Origin of the sequence: Nocardiopsis dassonvillei subsp. dassonvillei DSM 43111 (assembly GCF_000092985.1) — a bacterium.
Classification (GTDB): Bacteria; Actinomycetota; Actinomycetes; order Streptosporangiales; family Streptosporangiaceae; genus Nocardiopsis; species Nocardiopsis dassonvillei.
In genome coordinates this window covers 4,770,839-4,791,043 of sequence record NC_014210.1, presented here as the reverse complement: position 1 = coordinate 4,791,043, position 20,205 = coordinate 4,770,839, and the positions used below count along the sequence as shown (strand labels likewise).

The window sequence follows — 20,205 nt, the reverse complement described above, 5'->3', positions numbered from 1 at the left end:
GCCCGGGTCGACGACGCGTCGTCGACCCGGGCCCGTCCGTTCGTCTTCGCGGCGCCGTTCCGGGCACCGGTCGTCCACAGGCGCGGACCGGGGGCGCCGGTGCGGTGTCCTGGATACAGGGGGCTCCCCACCCCGGCGGCACGGTGCCGCCCTGCGACAGGCGCGGCCCGACCCCGGTCCGGGGCTCAGTCCACGATGTGCTCGATGTTGATCTCCGTGGCCTCCGCGCCCGTCCGGTGGTTGAGCACCAGCGTGCGCGGGTCCATGTCGTCGCGGAGTATGAACACCAGCTCGCCCCCGGCGGCGACCCCGGGACTGATCCCGGCCGGGTCCCACAGCGGGGCCTCGACCTCGCGCACGGACGGTGCCTGGGCGTTGACGGGCTCCCCGCTGGTCGTCATCTGCTGCTCTGTGTGCTCGAACCTCACCAGTTCGTCGCTGACGTTGAACAGCTCCAGGTCCACCACGCAGTACTGGCCGGTCGAGGGCAGCTCCGAGCGGATGTTGTGCTCGGTCAGGCCGCAGCTGACGCCGCGGATCCGGTACTCGACCATGCGGTCGGCCGAGGCGCCCGACATCCCGCTGGGCACCTCGCCGGGCGCCTCCTCCTCGTCGGCGCCGCCGGGGGACTCGTCGCCGGGCGCGGGCTCCTGCGGTTCCTGGGCGGCGCCCGTCTGCTCGGAGGAGTCCCCCTGGGGGTCGCCGTCCCCGAAGAGCGACCAGTCGCTGAGGTTGGTCAGCACGGTCGCCATGACGATCAGGGCCGCCAGCAGCGCCACGGCGCCCAGCACCAGGGCCACGACCGTCCCCTTGCGCCGGTTGGGCGCGGCGGGCTGGTGCGGTGGCGGCGGCACCGGCGGAACGTAGGGCTGCGGACCCCGGCGGCCCGTCTGCTGGTCGGCCGGGGGGACCATCGGGATCGGCCCGGTCGAGGCGGGGTGCGGCGCCTGGGCGGGGCCGGGCACGGGCCGGGCCTGCTGCACCGGGCCGCCCTGGGGCTGCCCGCCCGGGGCCTGGACCCCGGGGGCCTGGTGCACCTGCTGCGCCTGGCCCCCCGGCGGGGGACCGGCCGGATGGCCCGGCGGCGGCCCCTGCGGGCGCGGGTAGTTGCCCGTCTGGTGCGCGGGCGGGGGCATGGGCGCGGGCGGTGCGCCCTGGTACTGGCCGGGCGCCGGGTGCCGCATGCCCGCCATGGTCTGGTGCGGCCCCTGCTGGGGGTGGGGCATGCCGTGCGGGGGCATCGGGGGCAGGTTGGGCCGCCACGACTGGTGCAGCGCGTGGGACACCATGTCGTTGGGGTTGCTGTTGTCCTCGCCGCCCGCCAGCTCCAACAGCAGGTCCTGGGCGGTGGGGCGGCGGCCCGGCTCCTTGGCCAGCGCGCGCGTCACCAGGCGGTCCAGGGGGCTGATCAGGTTGCCGATCTGGGGTTCGGCGAACAGCACCCGCTTGCCCAATGTCATGGCGTCGCCGTTGCCGAAGGGGTGGGTGCCGTTCCCGGCGAAGGCCACCAGGCAGCCCCAGGCGAAGATGTCCGCCGAGGTGGTGACCTTCTCCTCCAGCAGCTGCTCGGGAGCCATCCAGCCGGGGCTGCCCATGACGATGCCGGTCTGGGTGTGGTTGGTGGCGGTGTTCATCGCGCGGGCGATGCCGAAGTCGATCACCCGGGGCCCCGAGAGCGACAGCAGCACGTTGGCGGGCTTGAGGTCGCGGTGGACCAGCCCGGTGCGGTGGATGGCGGCCAGGGCGGCCGCCACGCCCAGTGCGAAGCCGTGCAGCGTCGAGGAGTCCAGCGGACCGTTCTCGGCGATGTGCTCGGCCAGGGCGGTGCCCGCGATGTACTCGGTGACCATGTAGGGACGGTTCTCGAACGTCCCGTGGTCGAGCACCTTGGCGGTGCAGAAGGAGGCGACCTTGCGGGCGTTCTCCATCTCGTCGCGAAAGCGCGCCCGCGTCGCCTCGTCGAAGGCGAGCTCCGGGCGGATGACCTTGATGGCTACCTGGTTGTTGCGCTCGGGAGTGCTGCCCAGGTAGACGGTTCCCATGCCGCCGCTACCCAGCTTCCCGGACAGCACGTAGGGACCGATGGTGGCCGGATCTCCGGCGGCCAGCGGTTCCAGGTTCTTCGGGAGCCCATCCGACGGCAAGCGACCCTCCCCGACGGTGTCCAAACTCCGCCTTGCCCCAAGGTAGCGGTGTTTGTGCCCGGATTCCCACTCACGGGCCTGATTGGGCCGTTCTGGGGGCGGGCGGAAACTGACATGACAGTGGTGACGATCCCCGAACCGCGTCCGGGGTTCCCGTTTTCCTCTGACGGCGTACGCGCCGACGGGAGGCGGTGAACACACCGGAGCCCCCGGAGGGCACTGTGTTCACGCAAGGTGGGGGTTCCTTTACGATTGGGGACTCGTGACCGTTAATACCACCGTAACCGTGCGGGTCCCCGCGAAGGTGAACCTCCAGTTGGCGGTGGGGCCCAGACGTGAGGACGGGTTCCACGACCTCGTCAACGTGTTCCACGCCGTCTCGCTGTTCGATGAGGTTACCGTCCAGGCGGCTTCCTCGCGCCGACCGAGCCCGCCCGGCGGTGTCGGATCGGCCGCCGAAGCCTTCGCCGGACTGACCGCGGGCGGCGCGCTGGGGTCCCACCTGTCCCGGGTGCCCCTGGACGGGTCCAACCTGGCCGCGCGCGCGGTGACCCTGCTGGCGGAGCGGACCGGCCGGGGCCTCCCCGTCACGGTCCACCTGGACAAGAACATCCCGGTGGCGGGCGGCATGGCCGGGGGCAGCGCGGACGCCGCGGCCGCCCTGCTGGCCTGCGACCGTCTGTGGGGCTGCGGCCTGCCGCTGGAGGAACTGCTCGGGTACGCGGCCGACCTGGGCAGCGACGTCCCCTTCGCGCTGCTGGGCGCCACCGCGGTGGGCATGGGGCGCGGGGAGGTCCTGCGGCCGATGACCAGTCCGGGAAGGTTCCGCTGGGTCTTCGCCCTGTCGCCGCACGGCCTGTCCACGGCCAGCGTGTTCGCCGAGTACGACCGCATCCGCCCGGACGCCCCCGAGCCCCTGCTGGACCGGGGGCTGGCCGACGCGCTCGCCGGCGGCGACCCGGCGGCCCTGGGAGCCGCGCTGACCAACGATCTCCAGGAGGCCGCGCTCTCGCTGCTGCCCGAGCTGGAGCGCACCCTCAAGACCGGCGCCGGTGCGGGGGCGCTGGGCTCCCTGGTGTCGGGGTCCGGTCCGACCTGCGCCTTCCTGGTCGGCGGCGGCGCCGAGCGGGAGTCGGTCGTCGCGGAGCGGGAGGCCGCGGTGGTGGCGGCGCTGGAGGGCAGCGGGCTGTGCGAACAGGTCGTGACGGCGTACGGGGACGTCCCCGGGGCCGCCGTCCTGTGACGTAAATCACTTCTGCCTTTCCCGGCCGGAGGGGGCTCGCGCCAGTTGACCTCAACCATTGTTGAGGTTCAACACTGGTGGACATGACCACCGCAACCGCTCTCTCGCGCTACGCCGACCTGCCGGCCCTCATCGGACTCATGGAGGGTGACGAGAAGCACAACGGGGCGGCCCACTCGACACTCGACATCGTGTGGGTGCTCTACGACCGTGTGCTGTCCGTCACCCCCGAGACCGCCGACGATCCCGCACGGGACCGGTTCCTGCTCTCCAAGGGGCACGGCCCCGCCGCCTTCTACGCCGTGCTCGCGGCCAAGGGCTTCCTGGACGTGCCGACGCTGCGCGGCTGGACCGCCTTCGACTCACCGCTCGGCCACCACCCGGACCGGCTGCTCGTGCCGGGCGCGGAGATCGGCAGCGGGTCGCTCGGCCACGGGCTGCCCCTGGGCCTGGGCAGCGCGCTCGGCCTGCGCGCCCAGGGCGTCCGCCGCTCCGACGGGACCGAACCCCGCGTCGTGGTGCTCGTCGGCGACGGCGAACTCGACGAGGGCAGCAACCACGAGGCCATCGCCGTCGCCGGACGGCTCGGCGTGGACAACCTCACCGTCGTCGCCGTGGACAACGCCTCCGCCAGCCACGGATGGCCGGGCGGGATCGGCGCCCGCTTCGGGATCGAGGGCTGGGAGGCCCGCGACGTCTCCGGCCGCGACCACGACGCCCTGTACGGGGCGCTCACCCGGCCCCACCCCGGACGGCCGCTGGCCGTCGTCGCCCGCGTCCGTTCCTAGGAGAACCCCATGCGTGACACCTTCGCCGCCACCGTCAACCGCGCCATGGACACCGACCCCCGCCTGACCGTCGTCCTGGCCGCCATCTCCACGGGCATGTTCCGCGGAGCCGCCGCCCGCCACCCCGGCCGTGTGATCGACATGGGCATCCGGGAGCAGGCCATGATCGGCGTGGCCGGGGGACTGGCCCTGACCGGGATGCGCCCGGTCGTGCACAGCTACGCGCCCTTCCTGGTGGAGCGGCCCTTCGAACAGCTCAAACTGGACCTGGGCCACCAGGGCGTGGGCGCCGTCCTGGTGAGCATCGGCGGCTCCTACGACGCCGCGGAGGAGGGGCGCACCCACCAGGCGCCCGGTGACGTGGCGCTGCTGGACACCCTTCCGGGGTGGACCGTGTACGCGCCGGGGCACCCCGACGAGGTGCGCGCCGCCCTGGAGGCCGCCCTGCCCGGGGAGGACCGCGTGTACGTGCGCCTGTCGGGGACCTCCAACCGCGCGGCGATGCCGTTGGACGGACGCCTCAGCGTGGTGCGCACGGGCTCGCCGCGTTCGGCCGGGGTGGTGGTGGCGGTCGGGCCGATGCTGGACCGGGTGCTGGAGGCCACCGCCGACCTGGACGTGACGGTCGCCTACACGGCCACCGTGCGCCCCTTCGACCGCGAGGGGCTGAGCGCGCTCGTCGGCGCGGCGGGCAACGCCGACGTGCTGGTGGTGGAGCCCTACCTGAGCGGGACCTCGGCGCACGAGGTCGCCGCGGCGCTGGCCGACCGGCGCCACCGCCACCTGGGCCTGGGCGTGGCACGGGACCGAGAGGTGCGCGCCTACGGAACCCCGGCGCAGCACGCCCAGGCGCACGGACTGGACACCGAGGGCGTCGCCAAGTCCGCCCGGGCCTTCTTCCTCGTGTGACCCGCCCGCCGGTGTGACCGGTCTTCCCGTGTGACCCGCCCGCCGGTGCGGCCCGCCTCCCCGCGTCGGGCCCGTGCGCACGAAGGCGCGGACCACCGGCGCGCGCGGGCCGGCGGTCCACACCCCACGGCCCGCCCCAAGGCGCGGGCCCCGCGTCCCGGCTCCCGCCGCCGCGGCGGGCGGGACGATCACCCGGACCCGCCCGGGGCCCTGCGTGGTGCGGCCCCGGGCGCCTCCTCTACTTGACGGCGCCCATCGACAGGCCGCGCACCAGCTGGCGCTGGGCCGCCCAGCCCACCACCACGATGGGCAGCGACGCCATGACGGCGGCCGCCGCCAGCTGCGCCACGAACAGTCCCTCGCTCGTGATGAAGCCGGTCAGGAACACCGGGACGGTCGCGGCCCGGGCGGCGGTCAGGTTGACGGCGAAGAAGAACTCGTTCCAGGCGAAGATCATGCAGATCAGCGCGGTCGCCGCGATGCCCGGGGCCATCACCGGCATCATCACCGACCACAGCACGCGCGCCAGCCCGGCTCCCTCCACCCGGGCCGCCTCCACGATCGCCTTGGGCACCTCCAGGAAGAACGACCGCAGCATCCACACCGCGATGGGCAGGTTCATCGCCGTGTACAGCACCACCAGGGTCCACACGTTGTCCAGCATGGACAGGTGCGCGGCGGCGACGTAGATCGGCACCACGACCGCCACCACCGGCAGCATCTTCGTCGAGATGAAGAAGAACAGCACGTCCTGGGTCCGCTTGACCGGGGCCACCGACAGCGCGTAGGCGGCGGGCAGCCCGAGCAGCAGCACCAGGAGCGTGGACGCCAGGGTGGCGATCGCCGAGTTGCCCAGGTACGGCACGAAGTCCGCGCCCAGGACGGTGGTGAACCGGTCCAGGGTCGGCTGGAAGAAGAGCGTCGGCGGGTCGGTCGCGGCCTGGTTCTCCTCCTTGAACGCGGTCAGCACCAGCCACAGCACCGGGAACACGAACACCAGTCCCACGGCCCACGTGAACACGGTCAGGGCGGCGCTCCCCAGCCGGGCCCGGGAGCGGCCGGCCGCGCGCGGCGCGCGTGCGGCGACGGCGCCGCCCGCGGCGCCCGCGGGTCGTTCGGGGGCTCGGGCGGTCACGATGTCGCCTCCTGTGCGTTCATGAACGTGCGGAAGATCAGCCGCAGGGCCAGCGTCGCCACGATGATGGTGCCGACCACCACCACGACGCCCATGGCCGCGGACTGGCCGATGTCGAACCCGAGGAAGGTCCGCTGGTAGACGTAGAAGGGCAGGTTGGAGCTGGCGGTGCCCGGCCCGCCCTGGGTCATCATGTAGATCGTGTCGAAGGTGTTGACCACGTAGACCGACCCCAGCAGCACGCCCAGCTCGATGTAGCGGCGCAGGTGCGGCAGGGTGATCCAGGCGAACGTCTGCCACCGGGACGCGCCGTCGACCTGGCCCGCCTCCAGTACGTCGGAGCCCTGGCTCTGGAGTCCCGCCAGCACCAGCAGCATCATGAACGGCGTCCACTGCCAGACCAGCGCGGCCACCACGGAGAACACGGGCGCCTGGGAGACCCAGTCGAACGACTCGACCCCGAACGGCGACAGCACGAAGTTCACCAGGCCGAACACCGGCTCCAGCATGATGTGCTTCCACAGCAGCGCCGTGGCCACGGGCAGGATCAGGAACGGGGTGATGACGAGCGTGCGCACCACGCCTCGCCCTCTGAACTTCCGGTCCAGCAGCAGCGCGAGCCCGATGCCCAGCAGCATCGCCACCACCACGCAGGAGGCGGTGATCAGCACCGTGTTCGCCGCCGCGCCCAGGAACTGCCGGTCGGTGAAGACCGCCGCGTAGTTGGCCAGGCCCACCCACGCCTGGGAGTCGGGCCGCAGCAGGTTCCACGAGCGCAGCGAGTACACGACCGTCGCCAGGAACGGCAGCTGCGTGACGACCAGCATGAACACCAGGGCGGGCAGGAGCGGGGCCCGGCGGGCCCATCCGCCCCCGCCGCGGCTCCGCCTCGGCCGCTCGGGCGGCGTCGCCGCCGCGGGCGCCTCGCGCGCGGGCGCGGTCACAGCGCTCATCGGTCGTCCTCCCTGTAGGTCCCACCGACGACCTCGGCGTACTCCTGGCTCTGTTCGAGCGCCTGCTCGACGGTGATCTGCCCGGCTATGGCCGCGCTCAGCTGCTGGCTGACCCGGGTGCCCAGGTCCTGGAACTCGGGGATGGCGAGGAAGCCGATGCCCTCGTAGGGGACCGGGCGCGTGCCCGGGTCCTCGGGGTCCGCCTCCTGGATGCCCTGGAGCATGGGCTCGGCGTAGGCCCGGGCGGCCTCCCGGTACTCGGGGACCTCGAACGTGGAGAGCCGGTTGCCGGGCGGCACCCGCTGCCAGCCGTACTCCTCGGCGACGGTGCGCACGTAGTCCTTGTCGGTCATCCACTCCAGGAACGCCCACGCCTCCTCCTTGTGCTCGGAGGTGGAGGGGACGCCCAGCGCCCAGGTGTAGAGCCAGCCGCCGTAGTCGGTCTCGGCCACCGGCGCCGCGGCGTAGCCGTTGAGCCCGGCCACGGTCGCCGAGTCCGGGTCCTCGATGGTGCTGACCATGGAGGTGGAGTCGTAGAACATGGCCGCCCGGCCCTGGGAGTAGCGGTTCAGGCAGTCCCCGAACCCGCTGTTGGCCGCGCCCGGCTGGCCGTGCTCACGCGCCAGGCCCACGTAGAACTCGGCCGCGCGCCGGAACTCGGGGGAGTCGATCTCGGCGTTCCAGTCCTCGTCGTACCAGCGCCCGCCGAAGGTGTTCAGGACGCTGTTGAAGGGGCTCAGCACCTCGCCCCAGCCCGCGAGGCCGCGCAGGCAGATCCCCGAGACCCCCGGCTCCACGCCGTCGAGCTCGGCGGCCAGGTCCGCCACCTCCTCCCAGGTGGGGTCGGGCGGCATCTCCACCCCGGCCTGCTCGAACAGGTCCTTGCGGTAGGCGAGGAAGGAGGACTCGCCGTAGAAGGGCACCGAGTACATGTCGCCCTCGTGGGACAGGTCCTCCCTGATGGAGGGGATGAAGTCCTCGTGGTCGTAGCCCCCGGCGGCGTCGATGGAGGGTTGCAGGTTCTCCAGCCAGCCGTACTCGGCCCACTGGCGGGTCTCGTAATTGCTGATCATGACGACGTCGAACTCGCCCCCGCCGGTGGCCACGGAGGTGGTGATCTTGGCGCGGGCCTCGTTCTCGGGCAGGGACACGAAGTCGAGCGCGATGCCGGGGTGCTCCGCGCGGAACCGCGACTCCAGGGAGATCGCGTCCTGCATCTGCGGGTTGGACACGATCGCGACGGTCAGCCGGACGGCGCCGTCCTCGGAGGGGAGGGCGCCCGTCCCGGCGCACCCGGTGAGCAGCAGTCCGCAGGCGGCGACGGCGGTCGCCCGGACGGCGTAGGTGGTGTGCACTTGGCTGCCTTCCCGGGTCAGGCGGTCTCGTCGGGGACGACCTGGACCTTCACCCCGGTGCCCGCGCGCATCATGGCCAGCGCCTCGGGGAACTTCTCCAGGGGCAGGGCGTCGGTGAGCAGCGGCGCCGTGCGCACCGCGCCGCTGCTGATGAGGTCCACGGCCGCCCCGTAGCTGTTGAGCACGGCCATGGAGCCCACGACGGTGATCTCGTCGTTGTAGATCCGAAACGGCGACAGCGCCACGCGGGCCGCCTCGTCGGCGACCCCGAAGACCAGCAGGCGCCCTCCCCGCCGCAGCGAGTCGAAGGCCGCCTCGATGGCGGAGGGCGCGCCCGTGACGTCCACCGCGGCGTCGAAGCGCTCGTCGCCCAGCTCGGACGCGTCCGTCGCGGTCGCGGCGGCGCCGAGGTCGGTCGCGATGGCCAGGCGGCGGGTGTTGCGGTCCACCACCGTCACGCGGGCGCCGGAGTTCTGCAACAGCTGCTGGAGGAGCAGGCCCATGGTCCCGGCGCCCACCACCAGGAAGCGCTCGCCGGTCTCCACCCCGATGCGCCGGACACCGTGGACGGCGCACGAGAGCGGCTCGACCAGGGCGCCCTCGCGCATGCTCACCGAGTCGGGCAGGCGGTAGCAGTTGGCGGCGGGGACGGCCACGTACTCGGCGAACGCGCCGTCCACGGTGTCGCCGATCGCGCCCCAGTTGGCGCACAGGTTGCCCCGTCCGGCGCGGCAGTACTCGCAGTGCCCGCAGAACAGGGAGGGGTCCACGGCCACCCGGTCGCCGGGGCGCAGGTCCCCCGGGGCGTTCTCGCCGACGGCCGTGACCGTTCCGGCGAACTCGTGCCCGGGCACCAGCGGGTAGGGGCTGGGCGGGAACTCCCCGTCGGCGATGTGCAGGTCCGTCCCGCAGATCCCGCAGGCGCCGACCCGGACCACCACGCCGTCGGCGGCGGGGTGCGGGTCGGGGCGGTCCCCCACGGTGACGGAGCCCGGTTCGGTGATGATGGCGGCACGCACGGTTGGGAACCTCCCGTTGAACGCTCATGTGAGCGATGTGAGTCACATATGTTTCGAACATTGAACGCCCATCGGAAACGCGCTGTCAATGGATCCGGCACATTCGAGTACACTTCTGCACGTATGAGCGATCAGCGTGGTGAGGTTCAGGAGACGGCCCCCAGCGGCCCCGCGGAGATGGTGCGGCTCGCCGCCATCGCCCGCAGGTTCTACCTGGACGGGCGGTCCAAGGTGGAGATCGCCGAGGAGTTCGGCCTGAGCAGGTTCAAGGTCGCCCGTGACCTGGAGACCGCCCGCAGCAGCGGGATCGTGCGCATCGACATCCGCCTGCCCGCCCGGCTGGACGGGGAGCTGTCCGAGCGCATGCGCGCGGCCTTCGGCCTGCGCCGGGCGATCGTCGTGGACGCCCTGGACGACCCGCGGGACACGCGCCGGGCGCTGGGGTCGGTGGCGGCGCGGCTGCTGTCGGAGATCGTGCGGCCCGACGAGGTACTGGGGCTGGCCTGGAGCAGGTCGCTCCAGCTGATGGGCCTGGACATGGTGGACCTGCCGCGCTGCACGGTGGTGCAGCTCAACGGCGTGCTGTCCGAGCAGGCGGAGGGCGGCGGATCGGTCGAGACGGTGCGCCGGGCGGCCGCGCTCTCGGGCGGACCGGCGTACCCGATCTACGCGCCGCTCATCCTGCCGGACGCCGCCACGGCGGCGACGCTGCGCGCCGACCCGGGCATCGCCTCGGCGTTCGCGCACTTCGACCGACTCACGACGGCCGTGGTGGCCATCGGGGGCTGGGACGAGCGCAACTCGACCGTCTTCCAGGCGCTGGACCCGGACTCGCGGGCCAGGTACACCGCGCTGGGCGTGTGCGCGGAGATGTCCGCCCAGCTGTTCGACGCCGACGGCCAGCAGGTGCACTCCGACCTTGACGAGAGGGTCATCAGCGTCCGGGCGGACCAGCTGCGCCGGGTGCCCGAGGTGGTGGCGGTCGCCGGCGCCGGGGACGAGGCCAAGGCCAGGGCGATCGGCGCCGCGCTGCGCAGCGGCCTGGTGTCCACGCTGGTGACGGACGACGCCGTGGCCAGGCTGCTGCTCGACGGGGAGCCGACGGGGCGGGAGTGAGACACCGGTCGCCGCCCCGGGGGAGCGGCGGCGGTCAGCGCACCACGGCACTGCCGCCACAATGGATAGCGATGAATCTGGTCAATCTTCAGGACGTGTCCCTGGCCTACGGGCCGCTCGTACTCCTCGACAAGGTGTCGCTCGGCGTCGACGAGGGTGAGCGCATCGGCGTCGTCGGCCGCAACGGCGGCGGCAAGTCCACGCTCATCTCCGTGCTCTCGGGCATCACCCGGCCCGACTCCGGGCGGGTGGTGCACAACCGCGGGCTGCGCATCGGCTTCCTGCACCAGCGCGACACCTTCCCCGACTCCACAGTCGGGGAGTTCGTCCTGGGCGACCGGGCCGAGCACGAGTGGGCGGGCGACGCCCGCGTCCGCGACATCCTGCGCGGACTCCTCGGCGGCTGGGCCCTCGACACCCCCATGAGCGGCCTGTCCGGCGGCGAGCGCCGCCGCTCCGGCCTGGCCCGGCTCCTGGTGGGCGACCACGACCTCATCGTGCTCGACGAGCCCACCAACCACCTCGACATCGAGGGCATCGCCTGGCTCGCCGAGCACCTGCGCGCCCGTCCCGAGGCGCTCGTGGTCGTCACCCACGACCGCTGGTTCCTGGACGCCGTCACCACCCGCACCTGGGAGGTCGGACGCGGCGCGGTCGAGCGCTACGAGGGCGGTTACGCCGCCTACGTCCTGGCCAAGGCCGAGCGCGAGCGCCAGGCGGCCGCCGCCGAGGAGCGCCGCCAGAACCTCATGCGCAAGGAGCTGGCCTGGCTGCGCCGCGGCGCCCCGGCCCGCACCTCCAAGCCCAAGTTCCGCATCGAGGCGGCCAACCAGCTCATCGCCGACGAGCCGCCGCCCCGCGACACCGTCGAACTGGTCAAGTTCGCCAGCTCCCGGCTGGGCAAGACCGTCATCGACCTCAAGAACGTGTCCGCGTCCGTCCCCGACCGGACCCTGCTCGACCACCTCACCTGGCAGCTGGGCCCCGGCGACCGGGTCGGCCTGGTCGGGGTCAACGGCGCGGGCAAGTCCACCCTGCTCAGGATCCTGGCCGGGGAGCGCGAGCCCGACTCCGGCAGCGTGCGCACCGGCCGGACCGTCAAGCTCGCCCACCTGTCCCAGAACGTCGCCGAACTCGACCCCGCCGCCCGCCCCCTCCAGGCGGTCATGGACGTGCGCGAGCACGTCACCATCGGCAAGCGCGACTACACCGCCAGCCAGATGCTGGAGCGGTTCGGGTTCCGCGGGGAGCGCCAGTGGACCCCGATCGGCGACCTGTCCGGCGGTGAGCGACGCCGCCTCCAGCTGCTGCGGCTGCTCATGGACGAGCCCAACGTGCTGCTGCTGGACGAGCCCACCAACGACCTGGACATCGAGACGCTCACCGAGCTGGAGGACCTGCTCGACGGCTGGCCCGGCTCCCTGGTGCTGGTCAGCCACGACCGCTACTTCCTGGAGCGCATCACCGACCGCGTGCTGGCTCTGATGGGCGACGGCGGCCTGGCCTTCCTGCCCGGCGGCGTGGACGAGTACCTCCAGCGCCGCGCGGCCAGCGCGGGCGAGGCCACCGTGCCGCTGGGCGCCTCCGAGGCCGCCGCGGCCCAGGCCCCGGCGGAGCAGCCCGCGGTGTCGGCGGCCGAGCGGCGCGCCGCGCAGAAGGAGATGCAGCGCGTCGAGCGGCGCATGGACCGCATCGCCAAGCGGGAGGCGGAGCTGCACGAGCTGATGGCCGCCGCGGCCGAGGACTACACCCGGCTCGCCGAACTCGACGCAGAGGCCAAGGCCCTGGCCGTCGAGCGCGGGGAGCTGGAGGAGGTCTGGCTGGAGCAGGCCGAACTCGTCGGGGAGTGAGGCCGCGGCGCGGCTGACCGCGAAGGACGCCCGGCCGGAGAACTCCGGCCGGGCGTCCGGCTCGTAGGGGCGGTACGGCTGGACCGGGGCCCCTTCCTGAGAAAGAATCCGAGCCACGGCGGCGTGCGCTCCGAATACGCCGTGAAGCACCGCGCCGCGCGGTGGGCGTCGGCGCCCCGGCAAACGAGGAGATGGACGCGGATGAGCGACCTGGACGAGATCCCGGTGACCCTGATCGACGGACGCGAGACGACGTTCGGCGAGTGGTCGGGCAAGGTGAGGCTGGTGGTCAACGTCGCCTCGCGCTGCGGCTACACCCCGCAGTACGAGCGGCTGGAGAAGCTCCAGCACCGGTACGGCGACCGGGGGTTCACCGTGCTCGGCGTGCCCAGCAACCAGTTCCTCCAGGAGTTCGGCAGCGAGGAGAAGATCGCGGAGTACTGCTCGGCCACCTGGGGCGTCACCTTCCCCATGACGGCCAAGGCCAAGCTCAACGGCAAGCAGCAGCACCCGCTCTACGCGGCGCTCTCCTCCGCCGAGGACGAGGACGGCAAGGCGGGGAAGGTCAAGTGGAACTTCGAGAAGTTCCTCGTCCTCCCCGACGGCGCCGTGCACCGCTTCCGCAGCTCGACCGAGCCCGACGACCCCGGGATCACCGCGCTCATCGAGAAGGCGCTCCCCGGCGACGCGGGGTAGCCGGAGCCGCCCCCGCCCGCTCCCCGGCGGCCCGCCCCGAACGCGGCCGCCGGGTCCGGCCGGGTCACTCGGCCCGGTCCACCTGCCGGGCGAAGACGGCGGCGATCTCGCGCGCGCCCTCCTCGTTGGGGTGGATGTCCGGGCCCCGCTCGCCGTGGCACATCCACGTCAGGTCGCAGACGTTCTGGAGGTTGGCGGGCAGCCCGGTCTCGCTGCCCCGGGGCACCTCCTGGTTGGTGGACTCGAAGACCGCGTCCACCTCCGCCACGTCGATCCCCTCCGCCCGGTAGGCGTCGGCGATCGTCCCGTTGACCTCCAGCAGGATGTCCACCGCCTCCTCGGCCAGACCCCCGCGCGCCTCGGTCTCGGGGAAGAGCTCCTCGGCCTCCTCCGCCGCCGCGGTCGCCTGCTGGGCGGGGTCCCCGTCCAGCAGCAGGAAGGCCAGGAACGGGTTGTAGTAGGTCATCCCGACGATCTGCGTGTCCGGCCCCGCCGCCTCGCGCAGCCGCTCGGCGATCTCGGGGGTCTCCTCCCGGAGCCGGTCCAGGCCCTCCTCCACGCACGCGCGGTCGATGTCCACGTCCCCGGAGTCGGGGGCCTGCCCCTCGGGGGTGTTGATCCCCCGCACGCAACGGGTGAAGTTGTTGGCGCCGATGGTCAGGGTGACCAGGTCCACCTCGCCCCGGTGCCCGGCCAGGAAGGCCTCGGCCTCCTCCAGCTGCGAGCCGTGCTCGTAGCGAGGGTCGCAGCCGGGCAGCCCGCCCTCCATGAAGGTGGTGGTGTCCTCTCCCGCGCACCCCATCCGCTCGTGCCGCAGCTCCGGGCGCTCCTCCTTCAGGGTGCGGTACAGGACGTCGGTGTAGCCCTCGGGGGTCTCCACCGGTCGGCCGTTCCCGTCGGGCTGCACGCCCACGCTGATCGAGTCGCCCAGGGACAGGTAGTGGCCGCCGGAGTCCGCCCCGCCGCCTTCGCCGCCGGGGCTCCCGCCGTCACCGTCCCCGCCACCGTTGCCCGAGCACCCCGCGACCAGCACGGCCGCGGCCGCCACGGCCATCCAACGGACCCGCACGTGTTCCCCCGAACGATCGACTGCGCGTACCGGGGCTGGACTACCCCGGGACGCGCGGTTCTCACGCGGTACGGCCGTGCGGCGTCCGACACACGGCGGCGGTCCCGCCTCCGGGGGCGAGGGGGGAGTGCGCGCCGGTCGGCGGACCCGTTCGGCGAGGACGGCGGCGATTCCCCGCGCGCCCTGTGCGTGTGGATGCCCGGCCCCCGGGGAGGCCGGTACCGCCTGTCTAACCCTGCTGGCCCCCGGGGCCCCGGTCGAGGGGCGCCAGGAGGCGTCTGAGTAACGACGCCAGCTGTTCGCGGTCGCCGTCGGCCATCGGCGCCAGCAGGGTCTCCTCGTAGCTCAGGAGCGACCTGAGGGCCGCGTCGATGCGCTCGGCGCCCCGCTCGGTCAGCCGGACCAGGACCCCGCGCTTGTCGGCGGGGTCGGGGCGGCGCCGCACGAGCCCGGCCGCGGCCAGCCGGTCCACCCGGTTGGTCATGGTTCCCGAGGTCACCAGGGTGGCGCGCAGCAGCCGTCCGGGGCTCAGCTCGTACGGGGGGCCGGAGCGGCGCAGCTCGGCGAGCACGTCGAACTCCCAGGGCTCCAGGTCGTGCTCGGTGAAGACGGTGCGCCGGGCACGGTCCAGGTGGCGCGCGAGCCGCGACACCCGGCTGAACACCTCCAGCGGCGTCACGTCCACGTCGGGGCGTTCGGAGCGCCACGCCTCGATCAGCCCATCCACCTCATCGCGCATGGGGACAGCTTATCTCTTGACATCAAGATAGTGGGGCGGGTATGCCGTGCACACCCGCCCCACAGGTCACCAGGACCGCCCCGCGTCAGCCCGTTCTGCGCTTGCCCGGGCTCAGCCTCGGCTTCGGCTCCAGGCTCGACAGTCCGTTCCAGGCCAGGTTGACCAGGTGCGCGGCGACCACCTCGCGCTTGGGCCTGCGCACCTCCAGCCACCACTGGCCGGTCAGGGCCCACATCCCCACCAGGGCCTGGGCGTACATGGGGGCGAGCGCCGGGTCGTAGCCCCGTTCGGCGAACTCGTCGACCATGATGTGCTCGACCTGGCTGGCGATGTCGTTGAGCAGACTGGCGAAACTCCCCGTGCCGGAGGCCGCGTGCGAGTCCCGGGTCAGCACCCGGAACCCCACGGTGTTCTCCTCCACGTACCGCAGCAGGGCCAGGGCCGCGTTCTCGATCTTGCTCCGGGCGCCGTCGGCGGAGAGGGCCTCGCCCATCATCGCCAGGAGGGTGCGCATCTCACGGTCGACCACGACCGCGTAGATGCCCTCCTTGCCGCCGAAGTGCTCGTACACCACGGGCTTGGACACACCGGCCCGCGCGGCGATCTCCTCGACGGAGGCCGCGTCGAACCCGCGCTCGGCGAACAGCTCCCGGCCGATCTCCAACAGCTGTTGCCGACGCTCCTTGCCCGTCATGCGCTTGCGGCGCACACGGATCTTCTGACCGCTGTCGGCTGCTCCCATGATGGCTACCGATCCTAGACGCTGACCCGTTTGGCGGCGAGTCGCTCGTTGTTGGGCCAGCGGACCTTGGAGGCCCAGCCGAGCTTCTCGAAGACCCAGATGACGCGGGCGGAGATGTCGATCTGGCCCTTGAGCACGCCGTGGCGGGCGCAGGTGGGGTCGGCGTGGTGCAGGTTGTGCCAGGACTCGCCGAAGGACGGGATGGCCAGCCACCACACGTTGCGGGAGCGGTCGCGCACCTCGAAGTTCTCCTCGCCGATGGTGTGGCAGATGGAGTTGATCGACCAGGTGACGTGGTGCAGCAGGGCCATGCGCACCAGGCTGGCCCAGAAGAAGGCGGTGAACGCGCCCCACCAGGACATGGTGACCAGGCCGCCGATGAGCGCCGGGGCGCCCAGGGAGAAGACCACGATCAGCCCGAAGAGCTTGTCGACCAGGACGATGTCCTTGTCCTTGAGCAGGTCGGGGGCGAAGCGGCGCGGCGAGGTCTTCTTCTCGTCCAGGTACATCCACGCCATGTGCGCGTAGTACAGGCCCTTGGCGACCGACTTCCAGTCGTCGCCGAAGCGCCACGGCGAGTGCGGGTCGCCCTCGGCGTCGGCGTACTTGTGGTGGCGGCGGTGGTCGGCGACCCACTTGATGACGCTGCCCTCGATGGCCATCGAACCGGCGATCGCGAGCGCGATGCGCAGCGGGCGCTTGGCCTTGAACGAGCCGTGCGTGAAGTGGCGGTGGAAGCCGACCGTGATGCCCAGGCCGCTGATCAGGTAGAAGACCGAGGCGATGGCGATGTCGGTCAGGGACAGGCCCCAACCCCAGAAGAAGGGCAGCGAGGCCAGCAGGGCGATCAGCGGCACGAACACGAACGCGAAGACCGTGTAGCGCTCGGCCCTGCCGCGCAGTTCGGGCTCGTACTCGGGGATCGCCTCGCGCTTTGGCTCTGTCGTCTTGGTCGGTAGCTCGGGAGCAGCGGTCATGGGTTCTTCCTCGCTGTCGGGCAGTCGGTCGTCGTCGCGGTCAGGACGGCGTCCGAACGGCACCTGAGTGACCGCCGCGACGACCCAACCTATTCCTACGTAACCGTAACCTACGATGCCGTAGGTTTGGCAAGCCCTCCGTCAAAGGCGCTATGTTGGTGGCTGGCGTACGGGCGGTGTGCTCCGCCCTCGCGCGTTCCCGGATGATGTAATCGGCAGCATGTGGGGTTTTGGTCCCCATCGTCCAGGTTCGAGCCCTGGTCCGGGAGCTACCCCGGCGTCGCGCGCGCACACGCGCGGGCGCCGAGCGGGTCCGCGCGTCCCCGTGCGAGGGACGTATCCCCGCGGACCCCCGCGGAGCGGTGCATCTCACACCGAACCCCCAGAAACCGCCGCCACAGGCGCGGCGCGGCCAACGGCCGCTCACCCCCGTGTCACGCGCCCGTGGGGCGCCGGTGACGCGCATGTATCCTTCCCATGTCGGCCGCTGGTCATCCGACGGCCGCCCGTGCGGCATGCGGGTCGCGCCGCCGAGGGGTGAGCCGACATCTCAGCCACCAGCTACCACGAGGGACTCCTCAGTGAGCGTGAACCGTCCGGCTGCCGTCATCGTCCTCGCGGCGGGCGAGGGCACCCGAATGAAGTCGAAGCTTCCCAAGGTCCTCCACGAACTCAACGGCCGCAGCATGCTCGGCCACGTGCTCGCGGCGGCGCGGGAACTCGACCCCCAGCACGCGGTCGTGGTCGTCGGCCACGCGCGTGAGCAGGTCAGATCCCATCTGGAGGAGATCGCCCCCCAGGCCGCCACCGCGGTCCAGGAGGAGCAGAACGGCACCGGCCACGCCGTGCGCATGGCGATCGAGGACCTGGCCGCCAAGGGCGTCAAGCTCAGCGGCACCGTGGTCCTGACCTGCGGTGACACCCCCCTCCTGCGCGGTTCCACGCTCGCGGAGCTCGTCGCGGCCCACGACGAGGAGGGCAACGCCGTCACGGTGCTCTCCGCGCGCGTACCCGACCCCCACGGTTACGGCCGCATCGTCCGCGACGCCGACGGCGACTTCACCGGCATCGTCGAGCACGCCGACGCCACCCCCGAGCAGCACGCGATCGACGAGATCAACTCGGGCATGTACGCCTTCGACGGCGCCCTGCTGTCCGAGGTCGTCCAGCGCCTGTCCACCGACAACGCCAAGGGCGAGGAGTACGTGACCGACGCGGTCTCCCTGCTGCGCGGCGACGGCCACCGGGTCGGCGCCTGGGCGGCGGACGACTGGCACGAGGTCCAGGGCGTCAACAACCGCGTCCAGCTCTCCGAGGCCCGCCGCGTCCTCAACGACCGGCTGGTCAACGAGCACATGCTCGCCGGGGTCACCGTCGTGGACCCCGCCACCACCTGGATCGACGCCCAGGTCACCATCGGCCGCGACACCGTGATCGAACCGGGGACCCGGCTGCTGGGCGCCACCTCCGTCGGCGAGGACGCCGTCGTCGGCCCCCGCGCGGACCTGAGGGACACGGTCGTCGGCGCGGGCGCCACGGTGCGCGAGACCACGGCGGACCGGGCCGAGATCGGCCCCGGGGCCTCCGTCGGCCCCTACACCTACCTGCGGCCGGGCACCCGCCTGGCCGAGCGGTCCAAGGCCGGAGCCTTCGTCGAGGTCAAGAACTCGAACGTCGGCGCCGAGTCCAAGATCCCGCACCTGACCTACGTGGGCGACGCGGACATCGGCGTGGGCAGCAACATCGGCTGCTCCTCGGTGTTCGTCAACTACGACGGGGTCAACAAGTCCCGGAGCGTCATCGGCGACCACGTCAGGATCGGCAGCGACAACACCATCGTCGCCCCGGTCCGCGTGGGCGACGGCGCCTACTCCGGGGCGGGGACCGTGGTCCGCGACGACGTGCCGCCCGGTGCCCTCGCCGTTTCCGAGGGGCACCGCCAGCGCAACGTCGAGGGCTGGACCCGGCGCAAGCGCCCGGGCACGCCCTCCGCCGAGGCGGCGGAGCAGGCCGATCGGCACAGAGCCGACGACAAGCAGTGACTGTGGGGGAGAAACACGTGACCGGGATGAAGGCCACCGGCCAGAAGAACCTGATGCTCTTCTCGGGGCGCACGCACCCGAGCCTGGCCGAGGAGGTCGCGAAGGAACTGGGGATCGACGTGGTTCCCACCCGGTTCGACACCTTCGCCAACGGTGAGATCTTCGTCCGTTACCTGGAGTCGGTGCGCGGCTCGGACGCGTTCGTCATCCAGTGCCACTCCGACCCGATCAACGAGTCCATCATGGAGCAGCTGATCATGGTGGACGCGCTCAAGCGCGCGTCCGCCAAGAGGATCACCGTGGTGACCCCGTTCTTCGGCTATGCCCGGCAGGACAAGAAGCACCGAGGCCGCGAGCCCATCTCGGCCCGCCTCATGACCGACCTGTTCCGCACCGCGGGCGCGGACCGGATGATGGCCGTCGACCTGCACACGGACCAGATCCAGGGCTTCTTCGACGGCCCGGTGGACCACCTGTTCGCGCTGCCGATACTGGCCGACCACATCGCCGGCCGGGTCGACCAGTCCGAGATCACCGTGGTCTCCCCGGACGCGGGCCGGGTGCGCACCGCCGACCGCTGGGCGGACCGCCTCGGCGCCCCGCTGGCGATCATCCACAAGCGCCGCGACCCGGACGTGGCCAACCAGGTCCGGGTGCACGAGGTCGTCGGTGAGGTCAAGGGCCGCGTCTGCGTGCTGGTGGACGACATGATCGACACCGGCGGCACCATCGTCAAGGCCTCCGAGGCCCTGTTCGAGCAGGGCGCGGCCAAGGTCCTGGTGGCCGCCACGCACGGCGTGCTGTCCGGTCCGGCGGCCGAGCGCCTCCAGAACTCGCGGATCTCCGAGGTGGTCATCACCAACTCGCTGCCCGTTCCGGAGGAGCGCTCCTTCGAGAAGCTGACCCAGCTCTCGATCGCGCCGCTGGTGGCCCGCGCCATCAGCGAGGTCTTCACCGACGGCTCGGTCACGAGCCTGTTCGAGTAAGTGGGGACGCGCGCCCCTTCGCCCGGACCTCCCGCGGCCGCCCCTCCGGGCCGCCGCGGGAGGTCCGCGTCGTTTCCGGTCCGCCTCCGGGCCCGCGGCCGACGGGGACGGTGCGGCGCGGGGCGGCGCAGACGGCCTACAGCGCGCTGACCGGTGCTTTCCGGACCCGGGCGGCCCGGACGCGTGTCCTCGGACCCCGACGGCCGTCTGGGGGCCGGGGCCGCGTCCGCGGCCGGGCGGTCCCCTCGCGGGCGTCCGCGCCGAGGCCGCCCGGCCGGCGGGTTTCTCTGGGGGCTTGTCCGGACCGGGGCGGGAATCGCGGGCCATGTTCGGAGTCGTCGGCGAAGCCATTAGACTTGACCGAGTGTCCCCGTGCCCAGGCGGAGCCCTAAGAAGGCTGCGTTCGGAAGGCGGGCAGGGGTGCGCGACGAGCGTTCCCGGG

The 20,205-nt window shown here is 72.4% G+C and carries 17 protein-coding genes; 8 read left to right on the top strand and 9 right to left on the bottom strand.

Annotated features, from left to right (window positions below):
* Nucleotides 1-185: 185 nt before the first annotated feature.
* On the bottom strand, nucleotides 186-2,144 hold the full coding sequence (locus NDAS_RS19805) for a serine/threonine-protein kinase (protein ID WP_013155009.1): 1,959 nt from the start codon (nucleotides 2,142-2,144) through the stop codon (nucleotides 186-188).
* Between the two features lie 262 nt (nucleotides 2,145-2,406).
* Between NDAS_RS19805 and NDAS_RS19800 the strand changes: the two genes are divergently transcribed.
* The 3 genes from NDAS_RS19800 to NDAS_RS19790 all read left to right on the top strand — a co-directional run bounded on the left by NDAS_RS19800 (nucleotide 2,407) and on the right by NDAS_RS19790 (nucleotide 5,084).
* A complete protein-coding gene (locus NDAS_RS19800; protein WP_013155008.1) occupies nucleotides 2,407-3,387 on the top strand; it encodes a 4-(cytidine 5'-diphospho)-2-C-methyl-D-erythritol kinase in 981 nt (326 codons plus the stop codon).
* Between the two features lie 83 nt (nucleotides 3,388-3,470).
* Entirely contained in the window at nucleotides 3,471-4,175 is a 705-nt protein-coding gene (locus NDAS_RS19795) for a thiamine pyrophosphate-dependent enzyme (protein ID WP_041553241.1), read from the top strand.
* Between the two features lie 9 nt (nucleotides 4,176-4,184).
* Nucleotides 4,185-5,084: a transketolase family protein gene (locus tag NDAS_RS19790; protein WP_013155006.1), complete on the top strand. Its 900-nt coding sequence runs from the start codon at nucleotides 4,185-4,187 to the stop codon at nucleotides 5,082-5,084.
* A gap of 238 nt (nucleotides 5,085-5,322) precedes the next feature.
* On the opposite strand, the gene NDAS_RS19785 is transcribed toward NDAS_RS19790, so the two are convergent.
* Genes NDAS_RS19785 through NDAS_RS19770 form a run of 4 tightly spaced genes read right to left on the bottom strand, consistent with a single transcriptional unit; the run spans nucleotide 5,323 to nucleotide 9,546 of the window.
* Entirely contained in the window at nucleotides 5,323-6,219 is an 897-nt protein-coding gene (locus tag NDAS_RS19785; RefSeq protein ID WP_013155005.1) for a carbohydrate ABC transporter permease, read from the bottom strand.
* On the bottom strand, nucleotides 6,216-7,172 hold the full coding sequence (locus NDAS_RS19780) for a carbohydrate ABC transporter permease (RefSeq protein WP_013155004.1): 957 nt from the start codon (nucleotides 7,170-7,172) through the stop codon (nucleotides 6,216-6,218). Before NDAS_RS19780 ends, NDAS_RS19785 begins: the two co-directional genes overlap by 4 nt.
* Nucleotides 7,169-8,527, bottom strand: coding sequence for an ABC transporter substrate-binding protein (locus NDAS_RS19775; protein WP_013155003.1), 1,359 nt, complete (start codon nucleotides 8,525-8,527; stop codon nucleotides 7,169-7,171). Before NDAS_RS19775 ends, NDAS_RS19780 begins: the two co-directional genes overlap by 4 nt.
* A gap of 17 nt (nucleotides 8,528-8,544) precedes the next feature.
* Entirely contained in the window at nucleotides 8,545-9,546 is a 1,002-nt protein-coding gene (locus NDAS_RS19770) for a zinc-dependent alcohol dehydrogenase family protein (RefSeq protein ID WP_013155002.1), read from the bottom strand.
* A 177-nt stretch (nucleotides 9,547-9,723) separates the two neighbouring features.
* Between NDAS_RS19770 and NDAS_RS19765 the strand changes: the two genes are divergently transcribed.
* The 3 genes from NDAS_RS19765 to NDAS_RS19755 all read left to right on the top strand — a co-directional run bounded on the left by NDAS_RS19765 (nucleotide 9,724) and on the right by NDAS_RS19755 (nucleotide 13,208).
* A complete protein-coding gene (locus NDAS_RS19765; protein ID WP_013155001.1) occupies nucleotides 9,724-10,662 on the top strand; it encodes a sugar-binding transcriptional regulator in 939 nt (312 codons plus the stop codon).
* Nucleotides 10,663-10,733: 71 nt separating this feature from the next.
* Nucleotides 10,734-12,512 (top strand): ABC-F family ATP-binding cassette domain-containing protein, encoded by a 1,779-nt coding sequence (locus NDAS_RS19760; protein ID WP_013155000.1) that lies wholly within the window; start codon nucleotides 10,734-10,736, stop codon nucleotides 12,510-12,512.
* Nucleotides 12,513-12,713: 201 nt separating this feature from the next.
* On the top strand, nucleotides 12,714-13,208 hold the full coding sequence (locus tag NDAS_RS19755) for a glutathione peroxidase (protein WP_013154999.1): 495 nt from the start codon (nucleotides 12,714-12,716) through the stop codon (nucleotides 13,206-13,208).
* A gap of 64 nt (nucleotides 13,209-13,272) precedes the next feature.
* Here the strand turns inward: NDAS_RS19755 and NDAS_RS19750 are convergent, their stop codons facing one another.
* The 4 genes from NDAS_RS19750 to NDAS_RS19735 all read right to left on the bottom strand — a co-directional run bounded on the left by NDAS_RS19750 (nucleotide 13,273) and on the right by NDAS_RS19735 (nucleotide 16,735).
* Complete coding sequence (locus tag NDAS_RS19750; protein WP_013154998.1) at nucleotides 13,273-14,262, bottom strand: GDSL-type esterase/lipase family protein; 990 nt, start codon at nucleotides 14,260-14,262, stop codon at nucleotides 13,273-13,275.
* Between the two features lie 244 nt (nucleotides 14,263-14,506).
* Complete coding sequence (locus tag NDAS_RS19745) at nucleotides 14,507-15,016, bottom strand: MarR family winged helix-turn-helix transcriptional regulator (protein ID WP_013154997.1); 510 nt, start codon at nucleotides 15,014-15,016, stop codon at nucleotides 14,507-14,509.
* Between the two features lie 85 nt (nucleotides 15,017-15,101).
* On the bottom strand, nucleotides 15,102-15,758 hold the full coding sequence (locus NDAS_RS19740; RefSeq protein ID WP_013154996.1) for a TetR/AcrR family transcriptional regulator: 657 nt from the start codon (nucleotides 15,756-15,758) through the stop codon (nucleotides 15,102-15,104).
* A 14-nt stretch (nucleotides 15,759-15,772) separates the two neighbouring features.
* On the bottom strand, nucleotides 15,773-16,735 hold the full coding sequence (locus tag NDAS_RS19735) for an acyl-CoA desaturase (protein WP_013154995.1): 963 nt from the start codon (nucleotides 16,733-16,735) through the stop codon (nucleotides 15,773-15,775).
* A gap of 581 nt (nucleotides 16,736-17,316) precedes the next feature.
* Here NDAS_RS19735 and glmU point away from each other — a divergent pair.
* Both glmU and NDAS_RS19725 read left to right on the top strand, forming a co-directional pair.
* A complete protein-coding gene (gene glmU, locus NDAS_RS19730) occupies nucleotides 17,317-18,777 on the top strand; it encodes a bifunctional UDP-N-acetylglucosamine diphosphorylase/glucosamine-1-phosphate N-acetyltransferase GlmU (RefSeq protein WP_013154994.1) in 1,461 nt (486 codons plus the stop codon).
* Nucleotides 18,778-18,794: 17 nt separating this feature from the next.
* Complete coding sequence (locus NDAS_RS19725; protein ID WP_013154993.1) at nucleotides 18,795-19,763, top strand: ribose-phosphate diphosphokinase; 969 nt, start codon at nucleotides 18,795-18,797, stop codon at nucleotides 19,761-19,763.
* Nucleotides 19,764-20,205 lie beyond the last annotated feature (442 nt).